Origin of the sequence: Acinetobacter sp. ACNIH2 (assembly GCF_002934965.1) — a bacterium.
Taxonomy (GTDB): domain Bacteria; phylum Pseudomonadota; class Gammaproteobacteria; order Pseudomonadales; family Moraxellaceae; genus Acinetobacter; species Acinetobacter tandoii.
The window spans coordinates 359,661-378,814 of sequence record NZ_CP026412.1 but is presented as its reverse complement, the minus strand read 5'-3'; the positions used below and the strand labels follow the sequence as shown (position 1 = coordinate 378,814).

Here is a 19,154-nt window from a genome sequence, read left to right as displayed (position 1 = left end):
TATCTGGATGAAAATAAGGGTAAAAATACAAACTAAGTGATGAATCTGGACTGAGAAAGGAAAGCATGTTGTATATTTGTGAGCATCCCAATTTTAAGTTAACGCGTTTTTCATCTTGCCTTTTATTAATATTATACTTTTCAAGTATATTTAAAATGAACAGCAGAGTAATGCAGAGCTTTTTGTTACACTGAGTGAAATTTTTAATATCGTAGATGCCTGTGTTAGCTTTTAAACTCTGGGTTGATGCTGATGCATTGCCAAAAATTTTACGTGAAGTGATTTTACGTGCTTCAGATCGTTACCAGTTAGAGGTAACTTTTGTTGCCAACCAAAACGTGGGTATTACCCCTTCGGTGCGTATTAACTCCATACAAGTGATGAGTGGCGCAGACGCAGCCGACCAAGAAATTGTATCGCGTATGCAAGCCAATGACATTGTAGTGACACAAGATATTCCATTGGCGGCTCAAGTGATTGAGAAAGGGGGGATTGCCATTCATCCCCGTGGTGAAATTTATACCACTGCCAATGTAAAAGCACGTCTACATTTGCGTGATTTTATGGACACCTTACGTGGAGCAGGTGTACAAACTGGTGGTCCACCGCCAATTTCAGAACGTGATAAGCGCGAATTTTCGAGCAGTCTTGATCAAACGATTCAAAAGCAAAAGCGCAAAACTAGCGTTTAAATGGAATTGACTATGCCATCCAAAGCCAATTTGATGTCCACCTATGCCTTATTGGTGTTCATCTGGGCAACCACACCATTAGCCATTGTATGGAGTGTTTCAGACATCCATTTAATGTGGGCGTTGGTTTTGCGATTTTTTATCGCCTTGCCTTTGGCTTTGGGACTTATTTATGTACTGAAAGTGCATTTGCCATTTGATCGAATCAGTTTGCGAAGTTATTTGGCAGGTGCTGCAAGTTTTATTGGCTCGCAAATTTTTACCTATATGGCCACCCGTTATTTATCCTCAGGGATGATTGCTTTGATGTTCGGTTTAGCTCCGATTATGGCGGGACTCATAGGTCGTTTTGCTTTTCAGCAACAATTACATCGACTGCAATGGTTGGGCATGACGATTTCGGTATCAGGTTTAGCGATTATTTGCTTTACAGGTAGTCAGCAACATGTGCATCCAATCGGCATTATGCTGATGTTGCTTAGCGTATTTATTTATGCTTTATCGATGTTTTGGGTCAAAAAAGTCAATGCACCAATCAATCCTATTGCGCAAGCAACAGGTTCAATTTTGGTATCGAGCATTGTGGCGGCCTGTTTAATTCCTTTTATTTGGCAGTATGCACCTACTCATATGCCACAAGTAAAATCGATATTGGCATTATTTTATACCGTAATCATGGCATCTCTGATTGCGATGTTCTGTTATTTTAAATTGGTACAAAACTTACAACCGACCACCATTTCATTAACCACAGTCATGACGCCAATTCTAGCAATGTTGATTGGTGCTCTGTTGAATCAAGAAATGTTGTCGGTAATGGTTTTTGTCGGCGCGGGCATTTTATTGTTGGGTTTATTTACCTATTTTTATCGAGATTTGAAAGCGAGCAGAGAGCTCGCTCTTAAACTCAAGCGATCCAAATAATCCGCAAGCTTAATCTTTGGATTGTTCCAAGTCGACACATTCAGCCAATTTGACCCGATCTTGTGGGTGTAATGTAATAAAATAGGCACCTGTGCGGTATTTTCCTTTGCCTTCGTCGCGACTGTAAACCACCTGAGCCGTCGCAGCAATGTGGAAGAAGTTTTCAGGATGACTCAAAGTGACATGAATGTAAGTGCCTTCCTGAATTTCACGGTCACTGTGAAAACTAAATCCACTCTCAGAAAAATTGACATGTTCAGGCACAGGTAACATGGATTGTACAATTGCGTCGTATAAAGAGCCTGTAATGAGGTTTAATTTTTGATTGAATAAGGATAATATTCGAGCAATTTGTTGATCTTTTTCAGTTAATTGTTCTAATTCGTAGTTTAATGCCAGATCAAATTGATCTAATTCTGCGAGTAGTAGAAAATAGCGGGGCAAGACAAAATTTGGATCGTAAGGATCATTAAGAGCAACATCATCAGAAATAATCTGATAATTAATTCGCAAGGCAGCATCGATACGTGACATAACTCTACGTTCCGCTGAGGCGCTTTGATGCTGTAAATTTTCCATAATGTATTACCTCGGACTAGATGGTATGTTTAAACCAATCTCGCTGTACATCGGGTTAAGATATACTCGCGCACGGCGTAGCAACCACTTTATTTCTTTTATTGCTCTGGTTTCAATGATCGGTCTCACATTAGGTGTGGCTGTTCTCATTACAGTTTTATCTGTGATGAATGGGTTTGACCGAGAATTAAAAAACCGTGTACTAGGCATGATACCTCAGGCCACTGTTTCATCAACACAAATTTTAACAGATTGGCCTGAACTTGCAAAAAAAGTTGAACAGCATGAGCATGTTAAAGGTGTTGCGCCATTTACTCAATTACAAGGCATGATTACTGCACATGGTCAGGTCTCTGGTCTTATGGTGACAGGTATTGAGCCAGAATACGAGAAAAAAGTCTCGATTATTCAAGATCACATGGTCGAAGGTAATATTGATCAATTGAAAAAAGGCGAATTTGGCATTGTTTTAGGCAAGCAATTAACCGATGCGTTGGGCTTGGGTTTGAACGATAGTGTCACGTTGGTCTTGCCTGAAGCAACGCCGTCACCTGCGGGTGTGGTGCCACGCTTCAAGCGTTTTAAAATTGTTGGCATATTTAGCATTGGAGCGGAAGTAGACTCCATGATGGGCTATATTGCCCTGAATGACGCATCAACGTTGCTTCGTTTGCCTGATGGTGCACAAGGAATACGTTTAAAGTTAGATGATATTTTTGTTGCACCACAAGTCAGTAACGAAATTGTACGCGAATTGCCAGGCAATTATTACGCTTCAGACTGGACTTATACCCACGGTAATTTGTTCAGTGCCATTCAAATGGAAAAGGCGATGGTCAGTCTGCTATTGTTCCTGATTGTATTGGTTGCAGCATTTAATATTGTCTCTTCACTGGTGATGGTAGTCACTGATAAAAAGGCAGATATTGCGATTTTAAGAACTCTTGGTGCTTCACCCGCGACCATTACCAAAATTTTTATGGTACAGGGTACGGTTATTGGCGTTATTGGTACTGTAGCGGGTGCAGTTTTAGGTATTATTTTGGCGACAGGAATCAGTGGTTTCATTGATTGGGTAAATACTACACTCGGTTTACATTTATTTGATGCTTATTTTATCAACTACTTACCATCCTATTTAAGATGGCAAGATGTGGTGATTATTGTCAGCCTGTCTTTAATTTTAAGTTTCTTGGCGACCATTTACCCAGCCTTGCGTGCTGCTAAAATTCAACCTGCGGAGGCTTTGCGTTATGAGTAACGTGGTATTAGAAGCCAAAAATGTGGTTAAACATTTTACCGATGGCAAATCAACGGTTGAAGTGATTAAAGGTCTATCTTTAAAAGTCCATGCTGGTGAATTTGTTTCGATTGTAGGTTCAAGTGGTTCTGGTAAAAGTACTTTGCTACATGTGTTAGGGGGATTAGATCGTCCTACAGAAGGGCAAGTCTGGCTCAATGGTCAGCGTTTTGACCATATGGGAGAAGCTGAACGAGGCTATTTGCGTAACCAGCATCTCGGTTTTGTGTATCAATTCCATCATTTATTACCTGAATTTTCTGCTTTAGAAAATGTTGCGATGCCGCTAATGTTACGTGAAGGGACGAATTATAAAGACGTCAAAGCACAGGCGGAATATTTATTAAATCGTGTTGGGCTATCGCATCGTTTAACGCATAAGCCTGGTGAATTATCAGGTGGTGAGCGTCAGCGTGTTGCACTTGCACGTGCCTTGGTAGCAAAACCAGCATTAATGATGGCGGATGAACCTACAGGAAATTTAGATCGGAAAACTGCGGTTAAAATTTTTGAATTACTCAGCGATTTACGTCAAGAATTTAATATGGCGATGTTGATTGTCACGCATGATGAACAATTGGCACAAACGGCAGATTCTATATTGCATATGCAAGATGGCCTTTGGGCTGAACCGTAATAAAATTTAAATTCTTATCTTGTACTTGAAGCCCACCTTGGTGGGCTTTATGATGTGCGGCACGCATAAAAACAATATGAAAAATAATGATGTATTACATATTAATCGCTTGGATTTTAGGTATCACGGGTATGGGAAAGGTTTGGGCACTGACAGGTCAAACTTGTGCTCTATTGGCAATAGTATGTTTGATTGTTCAATGTGTTCTCTTTAAATTCCCACAACTCAATTTGCCATCGATTCGATTAATAAGGCTAAGTTTATTGTGTTTGCTGAGTTTTAATTTGGCTTACGTATACGCAGATAGTGCTTTAACACAGCGTCTCTCTTTACGTGAATTGACCGCGAAACCTACTGAAGTGATTGTGCATGTAAAATCATTGAATCAGCTTCAATCAAAACATATTCAACAGCAGATTATGGTATTGAATGATCGAAAGCAACCTGTGAAGTGGTTAGCTTATGTCTATCCATCCTTAGATAGTCAGCTTGAATTGGGGCAATACTACCGATTGTATGGAGAGGTGTTACCAGCCCATAGTTATGCAATTGAAGGTGCATTTGATCAAGAAAAATGGTTTTTGCAGCAAAACATCATGGCTGCATTTCGAGTAAAAAAAGCAGAAAAGCTGACTGAACAACAGCTTTATGCTATGGGGTTCATGTCCTATCTAAGACAGCAGCATAGTATAGTTGCTGAAATACAGTTAGCTATTGAGCGACAAAGATTAAAGTTGCGAAATATATTACAACAGCAATCCTTACATCACTCAGGTTTACTTTTAGCGTTGTTAACAGGTGACCAAAGTTTATTGAACCCCGACGTTGAAGCATTATTTAAACGTATGGGACTCAGTCATCTATTGGCAATTTCTGGTCCCCATGTTTTGATTTTTGCAGCAATGTTGTGTTGGATGATTCATCGGTTAATTATCCGTTTTACACCCAGTTGGTATTTACGTTATCCCAAACCTTATTTATTGGTGATTCCATTTTGTATGGGAGTATTGCTCTATACGGCTTTTGTGGGGTTTGAAATTCCTGCATTAAGGACACTGTTAACCAGTTGTATTGTTGCTGTACTGATTTTATTGAGATTCAAATTACAAGCCCTGCAAGTACTCCTCCTCAGTGCTGCAATTCTACTGTTTTTAGATCCTTTTAGTATTTTATCCGCTGCCTTTTGGTTGTCTTATTGCGCCTGTTTAGTGTTGTTAAGAATTTATCAAACCATACAGCAGCAGTCTGAGCAGTTGATGCTAACGCGTTATGCACAACTTAAGTTATACATTGCTATTTTATTTGAATCACAATGGAAAATATTTTTAGCGTTATTACCCTTGATGTTGGTTTTCTTTCAACAAGTGGTCTGGATTGCACCATTCAGTAATATGCTGGCATTACCATGGTTAAGTCTGCTTGTTGTTCCATTAAGCATTATTGCGACCCTGTGTTTGTGGGTTATTCCTCCATTAGGAACTTTGTTATTTAAATTGAATGATCTAGGTGTGTCTTTTTTACTTTCAATTTTAAATACTGGTGATCAGATATTCGGTTCAACGCTACAAAATATTGCCATGAGCTGGACAGTGATGTTTGGGCTGATTTTGGGCTTGATTATTCTGTTTTTACCTCCGGGTGTTGTGCCAAAAAGTTGGAGCGTTGTCTGCTTTTTACCGATTTTTATACTGGATGAATCAAAACATGCGTTTGAATTACAAATTCTAGATGTTGGGCAGGGGCAAGCTATTTTTTTACAAAACCACGATCAGCAGATGATGATTGATATGGGTGGTCATTATGATGAACAAAAATTTAGTGTAGGACAGCAACTCATTCGTCCTTTTTTAAATAGCAGGGGAATATCTAATTTAGATCAGTTGGTATTGACTCACTTAGACCAAGATCATAGCGGCGCATACTTTTCTTTACGTTCAACTTTGCCTATTCAAACAATTTACAGTAATGAGCAGGTACACGTCATGCCTGAGTCTCAATTCAATTATTGTCATTCAGGACAGGTATGGCAATTAGAGGGTGTCAAAATACAGGTATTATCACCAAAACAGCAGCAATTAACTGAAGTTACTGATAATCAAAATGAGCTTTCTTGTGTCCTCTATGTTCAAGTGCAAAATGCCCAACCGTATGCCAACTTTTTACTTATGGGGGACGCAGGGTGGGAAGCAGAATATCAGATTTTAAAGGACTATCCAGATTTAAAAGTGGATGTTCTGGTATTGGGGCATCATGGTAGTAAAAACAGTTCGGCTTATGATTTTTTAAAACAATTAAAACCCAAAATTGCGATTGCCTCTGCGGGATTTAATAACCGTTATGGGCATCCAAGTAAACTGACTCTACAGCGTTTAAATGAACTTAAGATTCCGCTTTATAGCACAATTGATAAGGGAAGTATTCAATTTATACAGGCACAGGATCAAACGATACAATTAAATTTTTATCGTGATCGGCAGCGTTGGCTTAATCGCTAGTCTGCTGTTGTCTAATTTTCGTGACCAACGATATGGCTTGTTCATGAGGTAAGTTATAGAGATTGCGTAGCGCTGGATTAGCTTTAAAACGCTTATAGCTCCAATGATAATGTTCTGGGAAACGTTGAATCAGTTTTTCAATTTCATGATGAATAACTTCTGTACCATCATTGGCACTGCCATGATAAATTTCATCAGAAATTGGCTCTATATGCATATCAAAGCCATGCACATCATTACGAATTGCATATAATAACAATGCCTTAGCTTTAGTTTTTGAATTAGCTTGGCACTTAAATTACTCGACTCTAATGGTAAACCAAACATAGGAACCAGCTCCCCGCCAACATTGGGAGTGTGGTCGGGCAAAATAACGGTCGTTCCACCTTGTTTTAATGCTTTAAAAATTTGTCGTACACCCGTTTCATCAGTCGGAACCAGATTCGCTTGTTCACGGCTGCGCGCGCTGCGTACGAAATTATCTGCTGATGGATTTTTTACAGGTTTATAGAGAATTGTCATTTCAGTAAATTGAGCGACCCAAGCATTCATTACTTCCCAAGTGCCAAAATGTGGGACAATTAATACCACCCCTTTTTTCTCAGCCAGCGCATCGTGTAAATACTGTTCACCAGTAATTGAATGAATCCGTGAGATGTTTTTCTGATTTTCTGAGCCCCAAATACTAAAGAATTCAAAATAGGATATAAGTTCATTTCGAATAGCGTGTTTAATAATCAATTCACGTTGCTGGCCAGTCAGTTCAGGTAACGCAATTTCAAGATTGAGACGAATTGTTTGTGATGTTTTAGAAATTTTTAATACGTTCACTAAACTCGCGAGTGAACGGGCAATCATGCGAGAAATTTGAATAGGTTGTCGACTTACAAATTGGAGTACGCGATCAGTCATTGTTTTTGAAGTTTTGTCAGTCATTGCCTAAAAAATATGAGGATAAGAAATATAAAAACAGTAATTATTATAGGCGAAAATACAGGGTTTAAATAGTTTATTGCGTCTGCATGTATATAATGGGGGTAATTTTATTCATTATTGGATCATATTAAATGTCCGATTGGCCACCTAAACCACAAAACGAAAGTCATATTACACAACAAAATTTAGAAAAGCAGTCAGGAAAAGAATGGCAAATTCTTGAGAAAGCCGTATTGGCTTCCGTGGAAGAGCAACGTCGCGCACGTCGTTGGAGCATATTCTTTAAGTTGCTGACTTTTGCTTATCTTCTCTTCATCTTGGTAATTTTGGGTAAAAGCTGTAGCACTGCTCCTACAGATGTCAGTTCAACTACAGGATCACATATCGCAGTAGTTGATATTATTGGCACAATTGCTGCTGATAAACAAAGTGTGAATAGTGAAGACACTATCAAATCTTTGAAGAAAGCATTCGAGAACAACAATAGTAAAGCCGTTGTCTTAAATATCAATTCACCTGGTGGCTCTCCAGTCCAGTCAGATGAAATTTGGCAAGAAATTCAATATCTAAAACAACAGCATAAAGATAAAAAACTGTATGCTCTTATTGGTGATACTGGTGCATCAGGTGCTTATTATATTGCTTCTGCGGCGGATGAAATTATTGTCAACCCATCGAGTTTAGTCGGCTCTATTGGGGTCATTATGCCGAATTATGGTGTGAATGGGTTGATGCAAAAGTTGGGTGTAGAAGACCGCACAATGACTTCGGGTGAAAACAAAGCAATTTTATCAATGACTCAACCCGTTGATGCTGCGCAGAAGGCACATGTACAAGCCGTATTAGATAATGTACATGATCACTTCATTGACGCGGTTAAGAAAGGTCGTGGCGCCAAATTGAAATCGCAAGACCCTGCAATTTTCTCTGGACTATTTTGGACAGGTGAGCAAGCAGTAAAACTTGGGATTGCTGACCGTACAGGTAGTCTAAATAGCTTGAAACGTGAACTGAAAATCGATAAAACAGTGGACTATACCGTTCAATATAATCCATTGGATTCTGTTCTGGGGCGTATGGGAAGTTCAATCGGACAAGGTTTTGCAACTTCACTCTCAGAGCAAGTTCAAGCTGAGCAAACGACAAAACTACAATGAAACCACTGATCCACTTTGCACACGCCAATGGCGTACCATCTAAAGTCTACGAGAAGCTGTTTAATCTACTTCGGGAAGATTACGATATTGTCTATGTTCCACTCATCGGAACTGACCAACGTTACCCTGTGACCAATCATTGGCCGCACTTGGTGGATCAGCTGACCGACAGTATTGTACGTCAGGCCCATGGGCGTCCTGTCATTGGATTGGGGCACTCTTTAGGTTCTGTCTTGACCATGATGACAGCATATAAGCGACCTGAATTATTTCAGCAAGTGATTATGCTTGATCCACCACTGATTATGGGTAAAGCCTCTTTACTGTTCCACACTGCGAAGCTGTTTCAACCGAAACTGGTAGATCGTATGACGCCAGCAAGTCTAAGTAATCGCCGCCGTGATCATTGGGAGTCTCGTGAACAGGCAGGTGAAATGTTGCGACCGAAAAACTTATATCAAAAATTTGATGTTGAGTGTTTTCAGGCTTATTTAGATCATGCCTTAATCGAAGATGCGGAGCGCGGTGGTGTAACCTTGACCATTCCTAAAGCTGCTGAAGTTGCAATATTTCGTAATACACCATCTTGGTGGTGGTTACCTATGTCGAAACCTAAAGTTCCGATGCATTTGGTGGTTGGGAATCAAAGTGAGTTTTTAAAACACGGTTTTCCGCAAGTTGCTAAGAAAAAAGTGGGTATTCCATTTAGTGTGGTTGAAGGAGGGCATATGTTCCCTCTGGAACGCCCTGAAACGACGGTAGAAGTGATAAAAAAACTGATTCAACAATAGAGTAGAATCCAATAAAAAATGCATCCGAGGATGCATTTTTTATTGGAATATTATTCTTTACAGTTTGCAAAATTGAATCGGTTGATTCAAAACTTGATTGCGATACATCACGGTATTGGTGTTGTGATATTGCAAGGCACCTGTGCAGATCCATTCTACAACTTGAGGATAGATCAAGTGTTCGAGTTCATGCACACGCTGCGCAAGTTTATCGACATCATCATGACGAGCAACTTGCAATACACCTTGTGCCAGAGATTGTCCCGCATCTAACTCTGCGGTGACATAGTGCACGGTACAACCATGATACATATCACCTGTATTTAGTACACGTTGGTGGGTATGCATACCTTTATAGTGTGGCAAAAGAGAAGGGTGAATATTGAGCATTTTCCCTTCCCATGCATGGACAAACTTAGCACTTAGGATACGCATAAAACCTGCCAATACCACTAAATCAATATTCCAATCTAATAACTGTTGATGCATTACATCATCAAATGTTTCTCGAGTTGGATATTGTTTGTGCTCAATGACAGCAGTCTGGATGCCTGCTTGTTGAGCACGTTTTAGCGCGTACGCTTCAGGCTTATTGCAAATTACACCTACAATTTGCCCTGATAGACGTGCGTCTATGAGGGCCTGTAAGTTACTACCACTTCCTGAAACAAGGACAGCAATTTTCATTATGCAAAGATTACGCGAATTTTCTCGTCAGCACCTTCAACAGATTCTGCGTTGTCTACGATGTGACCCATAGCCCAAGCTTTTTCACCTTGTTCAGTTAAAAGTGCAATGGTTTTATCTGCATCATTTGCATCAACAGCAATAACCATACCTACGCCACAGTTGAAAGTACGGTACATCTCGAATTGTTCAACACCACCTTCTTTTTGAAGAAGTTTGAACAATTCTGGCCATTCCCAAGAAGATTCATTAATAATCGCTTGAGCACCATTTGGTAATACACGAGGTAAATTACCAGGTAAACCGCCACCAGTGATGTGCGCCATTGCATGAACATCAACTTGTTTGCAAAGTTCAAGAATTGGTTTGACATAAATACGTGTTGGTTCCATTGCTGTGTCAGCAAGTGGGCGGCCATCTACGATTTGAGTAAGATCGACATTTTTCACGTCTAAGATTTTGCGAAGCAGAGAGTAGCCATTTGAATGTGCGCCGCTTGATGCAACACCAATTAAGATATCACCCGCTTTAACTTTAGAGCCATCAATGATTTTGCTTTGCTCAACGACGCCTACACAGAAACCTGCAAGGTCATAATCTTCGCCTTCATACATGCCTGGCATTTCAGCAGTTTCACCACCTACCAATGCACAGCCAGCAAGCTCACAGCCTTTACCAATACCTGTAACGACATCAGCAGCGACATCAACATTTAAGTGACCTGTTGCATAGTAGTCAAGGAAGAATAATGGTTCTGCCCCACACACTAAAAGATCATTTACACACATCGCAACTAAGTCTTGACCAATCGTGTCATGACGGTTTAAGTTCAATGCTAAACGTAATTTAGTACCCACACCATCTGTGCCAGATACAAGAACAGGCTCTTCATAGCCTTTAGGAATTTTACATAGTGCGCCAAAGCCACCTAATCCGCCCATCACTTCAGGACGAGTTGTACGCTTAGCGACAGATTTGATTCGATCGACAAGTGCGTCGCCCGCTTCAATATCGACACCTGCATCTTTATAGCTTAAACCAGTGTTTGGGGTAGAAGTTGAGTTGCTCATAGTGAAGTCTCCGCATTTGCGCGGGGATTATAACCTGAATAAACGAAACTCTTATGTTATTTATGCTCTAAAATGCTATCTTTAATTAAATATTTTACTTTTTATAACGATTAAATCGAAAAAGGCGGGTTTATATGGTCGACCGAACCTTGCGGCGCATTTTTATTCTTACGGGTATTGTACTTATTTTGTGGGTACTCTATTTATTAAAGCCTGTTGTATTGCCCTTTATTGTCGCCTTTTTAGTCGCTTATTTATTTAATCCATTGGTTCAAAAGTTCCATCAGTTTGGATTGCCGCGTTGGTTAGCGATTAGCATCGTATTTATTGGAATTGGTGTAGCCTTAACTTTAGCGATTTCTTATTTGGTACCTTTAATTTGGCAGCAGCTAATGTATGCTAAAAGTAGTATTCCAGCAGGGATTCATTGGCTGAATGATACTTTTTTACCTTGGCTGTCGCGTACTTTTAATTTAGTGCAGATGGAAATTGATAAACATCAATTGTCTGCGGCAGTTATGGACTATATTCAGACCAATTATAGCGCAGACAGTTTACAGGCGATGGCACTGAAAATTGCCCAGTCTGGACTGAGTTTTATTCAAGTCGGTGGGACTGTAGTTCTTATCCCAATTATTGCTTTTTATTTCTTGTTAGATTGGGATCGTATGCTTGATAGTATGCGTCGCCTCATTCCCCGTCCTTATGAAGAATCGACCTTAAAAATTGTGGGTGAATGCCATAGCGTACTTGGTGCATTTGTGAAAGGTCAATTTTTGGTCATGTTGTTGCTCGGTATTGTCTATGCGGTTGGTTTGCAATTAATTGGTCTTGAAGTCGGTCTGATTATTGGTATGGTGGCGGGCTTGGCCAGTATTATTCCTTATTTAGGTTTTGCGGTCGGGATTATTGCTGCAGTGATTGCATCGCTCTTCCAATTTGGATTGGACTGGATGCATTTGGCTTTGGTTGTTGTGGTTTTTATGATTGGTCAAGCTGTAGAAGGTTATATTCTTCAACCTTTCTTATTGGGCGATAAGATTGGGTTATCACCTGTTGCCGTGGTTTTTGCGGTATTGGCGGGGGCACAATTGGCAGGATTCTTAGGGATGTTAATTGCTTTGCCTGTAGCTGCGGTGATTGTGGTGCTGCTTAAACATGCACGAGAATGGTATGAACAGAGTCAGTTGTATGGTACGCAAGCAGTTGTGACTTCCTTTGCTGAAACAAATTCTATTAGTATAGAAACGTCACAAATGGAAGTGGATATTGAAATTAAAGATCAAATTGCGAAAGATCAGCAAGTAGCTGAAAAATCAAGTAACATCGAACCTAAACCATAAAGCGTATAAGGCTTAAACATAAATATGCGTCAACTGCAATTAGATATTGAACCTCAACTTGATGCCCGAATCAGTGATTTTTCTGGTCCGGGATGGGGGCATGTGATTGATGCAATTCGCCAGTTACATGCAGGTTTGATGAATCGCTTTTATGTTTATGGTGGTGCGGGTACAGGTAAAAGCCATTTACTTTCTGCGATTTGTGATTCTTATTTGGATGTGGGGAAATCTGCGATTAAAGTTTCATTATTAGAGCTACTGGATGCGCCTACAGAAGCAATTACTTCTTTAGAACGCTATGATTTGGTGGCACTTGATGATATCGAAGCGATTTGTGGTGTCCCGCATTGGCAAAAAGCAGTATTTCACCTGATCAATTATAATAATGAAGTTGGCGGACAACTGGTTTTTTCCTCTCGCTTTGCACCAATTGAATTGAAATTAGAATTACCAGATTTGCAGTCCAGATTAACCCAAGCGGTCAGTGTCAAAGTTCCGACTGGCAGTTTATATGCAGATCGACAAATTTTAGTCAGTTCAGTGCTGGCTCGACGTGGCATTCATATTGATCAGCAAATTATTGATTATCTTCTGTTACATGGCCCACAGCAGGCTTCGATACTTTTACAAACTTTAGAGCAGTTAATTCAATTGCTTAAAGGCGAAAAGACTAAACTCAGTCATGCCACTTTAAGACAGATTTATGCCTTAATTGATGAATATCAGTAATAGATAAAAGCGCTTGAGTAATTTAAATAGCTATGAGAAAGTACTGATAAATTCGCATCGCAGGGATTTGCGAGCATAGAAAAATAATAGAAATGTAAGTTAAGGAGAACATGATGCTGCAAATCAGCATGAAGCCTCAGTATGTCCAAACCCATTCAAATCTTATCTTAGCTCAGAAAATATGCAGTGCAATCGTGCTGTAGTTGCCTTAATGCCCAAAGAATTTGGCAATTTAGTCAATTTTATTTGTATTGGCATCTTTTAGGCTGTACAGCAAAAGGACTGCAATCAGATTGCATTAAATTGTTTAGAAGATGCAATCTAGAAAAACAAGATAATTAAAAAATTAAGGAGAGATGTATGCTCAAGCAGAGCATTGGTGTGGGAATGTTATGTCTAGCGGGGCATGCTTATAGTGCAAATATTAGTGTCACCACCACTGAAGATGTTGTTAAGGATGATAAAGAATGTTCATTAAGAGAGGCCGTAAACTATATCAATAAAGATATGCCTAAAGAAGGATATTTTGGCTGTGGTGGGGATGATGCAAGTCCTGTCATTTTATTAGAGAAGCAGAAAGTTTATAAACTCAATTCACACTTAAACATTCAGCGTGAATTAACCATTAAAACCAATTATGAGGCTGATTTTAATGAGACGCCTGTTTTAGGTAAAAACAATGCCGTGCTACAAATGCAGGCGAAAGATAATATTTTACGCATTGATGATGGTTCACAAGAGAAGTTACTGAGTGTAGCTCTGTATGAAATCAGCCTACAAGGTTGTGGTCAGGTTCAATGTGCTCAACAAGGTGGACTGATTTATAACAATGAATATTTGCAATTAAGTTATGCAGCATTGTCAGGTGGATATGCTGCTCAAGGTGGGGCAATTTATAACGTCGGTAATTCAACGATAGAAAATACGACGGATAGTTTGGTTGTAATCCAGAATAGTTTGTTTGAGAAAAACTATGCCAATGAAGGTGCGGTTTTATTTACCCAACGTCCTGCTTATAAAATTTTCAACAGTGTTATTCGAAATAATGAGACAGCAAATACTACATCGGCAGGCATTTATTCATCGTTATTATTCAATACCAATCAGTTGCCGACTTCTATATTAAATGTCGCCAATTTTATTAAGAACAGTACTTTTCTACAGAATAAAGGTTACTTGCTGAATTTACGTGATGGCATTGGCTTAAATAACCTGACCATAATTGGGAATACCCAAGGTATCCAGTTTGTTGCTCCTCAGGGAAAAGCTTTTCTGGCAAACAGTATTTTGGTGGGGAATCCGTATCCGATTACAAATCAGCAAGATTGTAAATTTGAGTCTGGTGATCAAAGCATTTTACAAAATAATTTAGTTTCTGCGGTTTGTGGACAAGGATTAGCAGAGTATCCGAATGATATTTTGACCCAAACGGCTTTAGTTGCAGGCAGTACAATTGAAGGAAAATGTAGCAGTGCAAATTTAGACCGACAAAGTTTAGTCTGTCCATTTAATCAGGGAACGAGTGATTTTTTAGGTTACTTTAAGCCACGTTTATTGGTGTCTTATCAAAACTTGAGTGATTCTTTAATCGTTAATAAGGGTAAACAATCTACAGGTTCTGACACTGCACGGGTCGAATGTGAATCGAGTGATCAGCGTGGACAAGTACGTGATTCAAATAATGTCCTTTGTGACCGTGGTGCTATTGAGTTAGTGTTTCCAACAACAATCGCGTTAATCGGGGATGATATCAATTACGGTGAAGTTGCGAAAATGTCGGTTGCCGATTTACTGGGTGATGGAGAGCTTTTACCGAAAGATCAATGTGAAGCCTTATTGGGGATGAATCCAGCGGGTGGTGCTTGGCAAGATGGATGCTTACAGGTTGTTCCAACAATTACTCAGCCTAAAGGGACTTTAACGATAGATGAGGAAGGAAACATTCAGTACAAGCCGAATGGGAACTGGCATGGTGCTGATATTTTCAAGATTCGCTTAGTCACGACAACTACACGATTCAATGATTCTCAAAACCCTTATTTAGAGATAAAAGTGCAAGTCTCTCAGGCACCAGCTGGACAAATGGAAAGTAGTAAAGTGAAAACTTCTGGCGGGAGTGCAGGAGTATTCAGTTTATTCGGTTTATTGGGACTAATTGGATTACGTCGTTACAAGAAATAGGCAAGGGAATTGACCGTGAAAAATTATAAAAAAGGTTTACTGACGTTAATGGTACTTTCTGCAATGTCATTGATGGCAGCAGAAGATACATTTATTCATGTCACTACGTTTGATGATGAAGATGGTGAGAATCTAAATCAATGTTCTTTACGCGAAGCCATAAAAACTGCCGCCGATAATAAAGCTTTTGGTGGATGTAATGCAGGTGATACACGTTTAGGGCAAAAAGATCGGATTCAGTTAAAAGAAGGCTCTTATAAACTGAAGCGTGAATTGGTCCCGCAATCAGTGATAGAGATTTATGGTGCTGAACCGCTTGATTATTCCAAGAAACATGTATTGACCAATACTTATCCTGCCACGACCGCGATTAAAACAACCATCAGTGGAGAAAATCAAACACGGATTCTGAATAGTTCTTTGTCCAAATATGGGGTTTCATTTAAAAACTTAACTTTGGCAAATGCGGTAAGTACTGGATTGGGTGGAGCTATTTATGCTGGTGCAGACATTAATTTGTCTAATGTTACCATTATAAATTCACGTGCGGCACAAGGTGGTGCAATTTACCTTGATGGCAACATCGCTTTGACTATCGATCATGGCTTAATACAAGGTAACCAAGCAGGACAGGGTAGCGTTCTAGCAATGACGTGCCTGAATAATTTGTTATTCACCAAGCCGAACATTACCATTCAAAACAGTAGTCTTGTGGCGAATGGTGCAGCGAATAATCAGAGTATGTTGGATCTTTGTGGTGAAGCATCAATATTATTACAAACCAATACGATTGCTAAAAATCAGGCGAATAGCAGTACAGGGGCAATCATTAAAAATGTCTCTTCGAATGCCACGCAGGCCAATTTAAGTGAAAATAGCACGCTGACATTGCTCAGTAATACCATTGTTGAGAACAATGCGGCCAGTACACTACTTTACGATCAATTAGGGAGTAAAAATATTTCGTTTAATGTGTTGGCTTATAACTCGGGGCAGTCATGCCGTTATGCTTTGAATAACGGGAATGTGACCGATGCCAAGCTCAATATGAGTGCAATCAATAATGCTTTGCAATTGGCCGCTGTAACAGGGCAATGTAATCTGCCGAAGGTGGCTTATGAAAGTAATGTTTCTGGGACCAACACCAATATTGATGTCAGTAATATTTCGATGGCAACATTACTGACTACATATACAGAACCGAATGCCAATACTGAATATCTACCGCTGTATTATCCTAGAAATAATCAGACAGCAAATGATTTGGTCAATCTAGGTACCGTAGGATGTAGTGATGTTGATCAACGCGGATTTAGTCGCATTACGGATGCCACATTAATTCTCAATCCGAGTATGAAAAATACATGTGATATTGGTTCGGTTGAGCTGATGCGTCTAACTGCAGCAGATATTATTAATTTAAAAAATTTATCTTATTCACAGATGATCGCTGACTATCAGCGAGCGATTGATTTATATCAAAAACGAATTGATGATAAATCGACGGATGCAAAGTATTTAACACAATATCAAGCTGAATTGAGCGCTTTTAAGGATTTGAAGAGCAATACTGAAAAGTATGCCAAGTACCGTGCAATTTATATTGATCCATTTGCGCTAGCATTGCCAGATGAACAATGGGTCAATAACGAGTCTCAGGTTCAGGCATTGAATGCAGAAAATTATACGATTAATACCCAAGTTTTAGGTGTGGGGCATTATTCTGGTGAAGGCAGTAACTTCCAATTTATTGGTGATCAAGATCCGAAGTTAAAATGTGAATGGGTACCAGAACTTAAACGAATCATGTTTTATCGACTGGATGACAGTATTTCTACCATTGGTGAAAGTGCATTATGTATTTATCGTATTACCTCGAAAGCGGATACAACTAAAACCACTTCTGGTTTATTAAGCGCAAGTTTTACCAATATTGCTCCTATTGCAAAAGAGGATACTTACAGCTTGCAATATGGGTCTAGCCAGAAAATTTCCTTGCATCCACTTGAAAATGATTTTGATGATGATGGTCCCAAAGCCAGTATTGCTGGATTGAATAAAGCCGATTTTTATCGTAATGAAGCGGGTCAAGAATTGGCAATTCGATTGGATAGTTTACCCAGTGCTATGATGGTTGACCCGTCAGTTCCGCATGGACCATGTCCTGGAAGTGCCATGCGAGATACTTGTTATTCGAGCGACTTGGTGGTGCAGGTAAAAAATAATTACAGCCCATTCGACCAGATTTTGGAATATACCGTATTTGATGCGGAAGGCTTGGCTTCAAATCGAGCAAAAATTTCTTTGTACACGACAAAAAAAGACAACTCATTGAAATAATGGCATAATACTTGTTTTCTGACGACGAATATGATGACACATTTCAATGAGTTACATCTCATCTTAAACAAATATCTAAAGTGGAACAAGTCACGTGTAAAATGTTTTACACTGATTATGCTGGCATTAATTGTAAAACAGACATGTAATCTTTCTTCTGCATCTAAAGCCTTACCCATCACGTGCTTACCACAATCATTTTATCGACGTATACAACGCTTCTTTGCAGATCAGTATTTCGATTATCGTCAAATTTCTCAGTTAATTTTCAATATATTTTCATTCGATAAAGTCCAATTAACTTTGGATAGAACCAACTGGAAATGGGGAAAACGAGATATCAATATCTTGATGTTAGCCATCGTCTATCGTGGAATAGCGATACCTATTGTTTGGACATTGCTCAATAAACGTGGAAATTCAGATACAAAAGAGCGTATTGCTTTGATTCAACGCTTTATCTCCATTTTTGGTAAAGATCGTATTGTGAATGTGTTCGCAGACAGAGAATTTATCGGTGAGAAATGGTTTACATGGTTAATTGAAAATGACATTAACTTCTGTATACGTGTTAAAAAAACTTTATTGTGACCAATCACTTAGCCAAGAATCATAAAATTAGTGATTTATTTCGTCATCTTCAAGTTGGTCAAACAGAATGTCGTAAACGACGTATTTGGGTTGGTCGAGTGAAACTGTATATTAGTGCGCTACGATTAGAAGATGGAGAACTTTTACTTGTTGTTTCTCCTATGTTTAATGCTTCTGCTATTGGTGATTATGCATTACGCTGGGAAATCGAAACCTTATTTAGTTGTCTCAAAGGACGTGGATTCAATCTTGAAAATACTCGTTTAACAGACCCTAGACGAGTCAAGAAATTGATAGCAGTGCTAGCGATCGGTTTCTGTTGGTGCTATTTAACAGGTGAATGGCAACATGATCGAAAAAAAGCGATAAAACTAAAGAAGCATGGACGACTTTCAGTAAGTTTATTTCGCTACGGTTTGGACTATGTTCAGATGGCTATTCTACGTTTGATTGGTTTTGGAAAAAAAGAAGAATTTAAGAAAGTGCTAGCAATTTTAAGAAAGAAAAAGCCTGATAGGACAAGGGCCCTATGAAATTTGTCGTGTACAGAGCAAAAATTTATTTAAATAACACAGCTAAGAATACAGTCACCTCTGGTGGTGGCGGCGGTTCAATTGGATGGTGGGGTTTATTGGGTTTGTTGGGTTTAGGTTTGTATCGCCGTCATAGTCAAACAAAAAAGCGTTAAATTAAGTGTTGGTA

16 protein-coding genes and 1 pseudogene are annotated in these 19,154 nt (G+C 39.3%); 13 read left to right on the top strand and 4 right to left on the bottom strand.

What is annotated here, in order from left to right:
* Positions 1 to 215 precede the first annotated feature (215 nt).
* Both C3F34_RS01785 and C3F34_RS01780 read left to right on the top strand, forming a co-directional pair.
* Entirely contained in the window at positions 216 to 692 is a 477-nt protein-coding gene (locus tag C3F34_RS01785) for a YaiI/YqxD family protein (RefSeq protein ID WP_016165928.1), read from the top strand.
* A gap of 12 nt (positions 693 to 704) precedes the next feature.
* Positions 705 to 1,616, top strand: coding sequence for a DMT family transporter (locus C3F34_RS01780; RefSeq protein ID WP_104440978.1), 912 nt, complete (start codon positions 705 to 707; stop codon positions 1,614 to 1,616).
* A gap of 9 nt (positions 1,617 to 1,625) precedes the next feature.
* Here the strand turns inward: C3F34_RS01780 and C3F34_RS01775 are convergent, their stop codons facing one another.
* Complete coding sequence (locus C3F34_RS01775) at positions 1,626 to 2,195, bottom strand: PilZ domain-containing protein (RefSeq protein ID WP_104440977.1); 570 nt, start codon at positions 2,193 to 2,195, stop codon at positions 1,626 to 1,628.
* 25 nt (positions 2,196 to 2,220) lie between these two features.
* On the opposite strand from C3F34_RS01775, the gene C3F34_RS01770 reads away from it, so the two are divergent.
* The 3 genes from C3F34_RS01770 (at position 2,221) to C3F34_RS01760 (ending at position 6,627) form a co-directional block, all read left to right on the top strand.
* Positions 2,221 to 3,456, top strand: a complete 1,236-nt coding sequence (locus tag C3F34_RS01770; RefSeq protein ID WP_104442277.1) for a lipoprotein-releasing ABC transporter permease subunit — start codon at positions 2,221 to 2,223, stop codon at positions 3,454 to 3,456.
* On the top strand, positions 3,449 to 4,132 hold the full coding sequence (lolD, locus tag C3F34_RS01765; RefSeq protein ID WP_104440976.1) for a lipoprotein-releasing ABC transporter ATP-binding protein LolD: 684 nt from the start codon (positions 3,449 to 3,451) through the stop codon (positions 4,130 to 4,132). The genes C3F34_RS01770 and lolD overlap by 8 nt, the downstream gene beginning before the upstream one ends.
* Before the next feature lie 86 nt (positions 4,133 to 4,218).
* Entirely contained in the window at positions 4,219 to 6,627 is a 2,409-nt protein-coding gene (locus C3F34_RS01760; RefSeq protein ID WP_104440975.1) for a DNA internalization-related competence protein ComEC/Rec2, read from the top strand.
* Here the strand turns inward: C3F34_RS01760 and C3F34_RS01755 are convergent.
* Positions 6,617 to 7,563, bottom strand: a pseudogene (locus C3F34_RS01755) (lysophospholipid acyltransferase family protein). The gene C3F34_RS01760 and the pseudogene C3F34_RS01755 sit on opposite strands and share 11 nt — an antisense overlap.
* 131 nt (positions 7,564 to 7,694) lie before the next feature.
* Between C3F34_RS01755 and sppA the strand changes: the two are divergent.
* Together sppA and C3F34_RS01745 are read left to right on the top strand one after the other, a co-directional pair.
* Positions 7,695 to 8,720, top strand: a complete 1,026-nt coding sequence (gene sppA, locus C3F34_RS01750; protein ID WP_016165935.1) for a signal peptide peptidase SppA — start codon at positions 7,695 to 7,697, stop codon at positions 8,718 to 8,720.
* On the top strand, positions 8,717 to 9,511 hold the full coding sequence (locus C3F34_RS01745) for an alpha/beta fold hydrolase (RefSeq protein WP_104440974.1): 795 nt from the start codon (positions 8,717 to 8,719) through the stop codon (positions 9,509 to 9,511). The genes sppA and C3F34_RS01745 overlap by 4 nt, the downstream gene beginning before the upstream one ends.
* A 57-nt stretch (positions 9,512 to 9,568) precedes the next feature.
* Here the strand turns inward: C3F34_RS01745 and purN are convergent, their stop codons facing one another.
* Both purN and purM read right to left on the bottom strand, forming a co-directional pair.
* On the bottom strand, positions 9,569 to 10,201 hold the full coding sequence (gene purN, locus C3F34_RS01740) for a phosphoribosylglycinamide formyltransferase (protein ID WP_104440973.1): 633 nt from the start codon (positions 10,199 to 10,201) through the stop codon (positions 9,569 to 9,571).
* Positions 10,198 to 11,268: a phosphoribosylformylglycinamidine cyclo-ligase gene (gene purM, locus C3F34_RS01735; RefSeq protein ID WP_104440972.1), complete on the bottom strand. Its 1,071-nt coding sequence runs from the start codon at positions 11,266 to 11,268 to the stop codon at positions 10,198 to 10,200. Before purM ends, purN begins: the two co-directional genes overlap by 4 nt.
* A gap of 134 nt (positions 11,269 to 11,402) precedes the next feature.
* Here purM and cxpE point away from each other — a divergent pair, with 134 nt between their 5' ends.
* The 6 genes from cxpE (at position 11,403) to C3F34_RS01705 (ending at position 19,140) form a co-directional block, all read left to right on the top strand.
* Positions 11,403 to 12,611, top strand: a complete 1,209-nt coding sequence (gene cxpE / locus C3F34_RS01730) for a chloramphenicol efflux transporter CxpE (protein ID WP_104440971.1) — start codon at positions 11,403 to 11,405, stop codon at positions 12,609 to 12,611.
* Between the two features lie 24 nt (positions 12,612 to 12,635).
* On the top strand, positions 12,636 to 13,340 hold the full coding sequence (hda, locus tag C3F34_RS01725) for a DnaA regulatory inactivator Hda (RefSeq protein WP_016165940.1): 705 nt from the start codon (positions 12,636 to 12,638) through the stop codon (positions 13,338 to 13,340).
* A gap of 360 nt (positions 13,341 to 13,700) precedes the next feature.
* Positions 13,701 to 15,521, top strand: coding sequence for a rhombotarget A (gene rbtA / locus C3F34_RS01720; protein WP_044740139.1), 1,821 nt, complete (start codon positions 13,701 to 13,703; stop codon positions 15,519 to 15,521).
* A gap of 15 nt (positions 15,522 to 15,536) precedes the next feature.
* Positions 15,537 to 17,861 (top strand): CSLREA domain-containing protein, encoded by a 2,325-nt coding sequence (locus C3F34_RS01715; protein WP_104440970.1) that lies wholly within the window; start codon positions 15,537 to 15,539, stop codon positions 17,859 to 17,861.
* Between the two features lie 33 nt (positions 17,862 to 17,894).
* Positions 17,895 to 18,985 (top strand): IS4 family transposase gene (locus tag C3F34_RS01710; RefSeq protein WP_104442269.1). Its coding sequence is split into 2 segments (ribosomal slippage): positions 17,895 to 18,435 and positions 18,435 to 18,985, totalling 1,092 coding nucleotides; the frame shifts between segments, so codons are not numbered across the junction.
* On the top strand, positions 18,982 to 19,140 hold the full coding sequence (locus C3F34_RS01705; RefSeq protein ID WP_104440969.1) for a GlyGly-CTERM sorting domain-containing protein: 159 nt from the start codon (positions 18,982 to 18,984) through the stop codon (positions 19,138 to 19,140). The genes C3F34_RS01710 and C3F34_RS01705 overlap by 4 nt, the downstream gene beginning before the upstream one ends.
* The last annotated feature ends 14 nt before the right edge of the window (positions 19,141 to 19,154 follow it).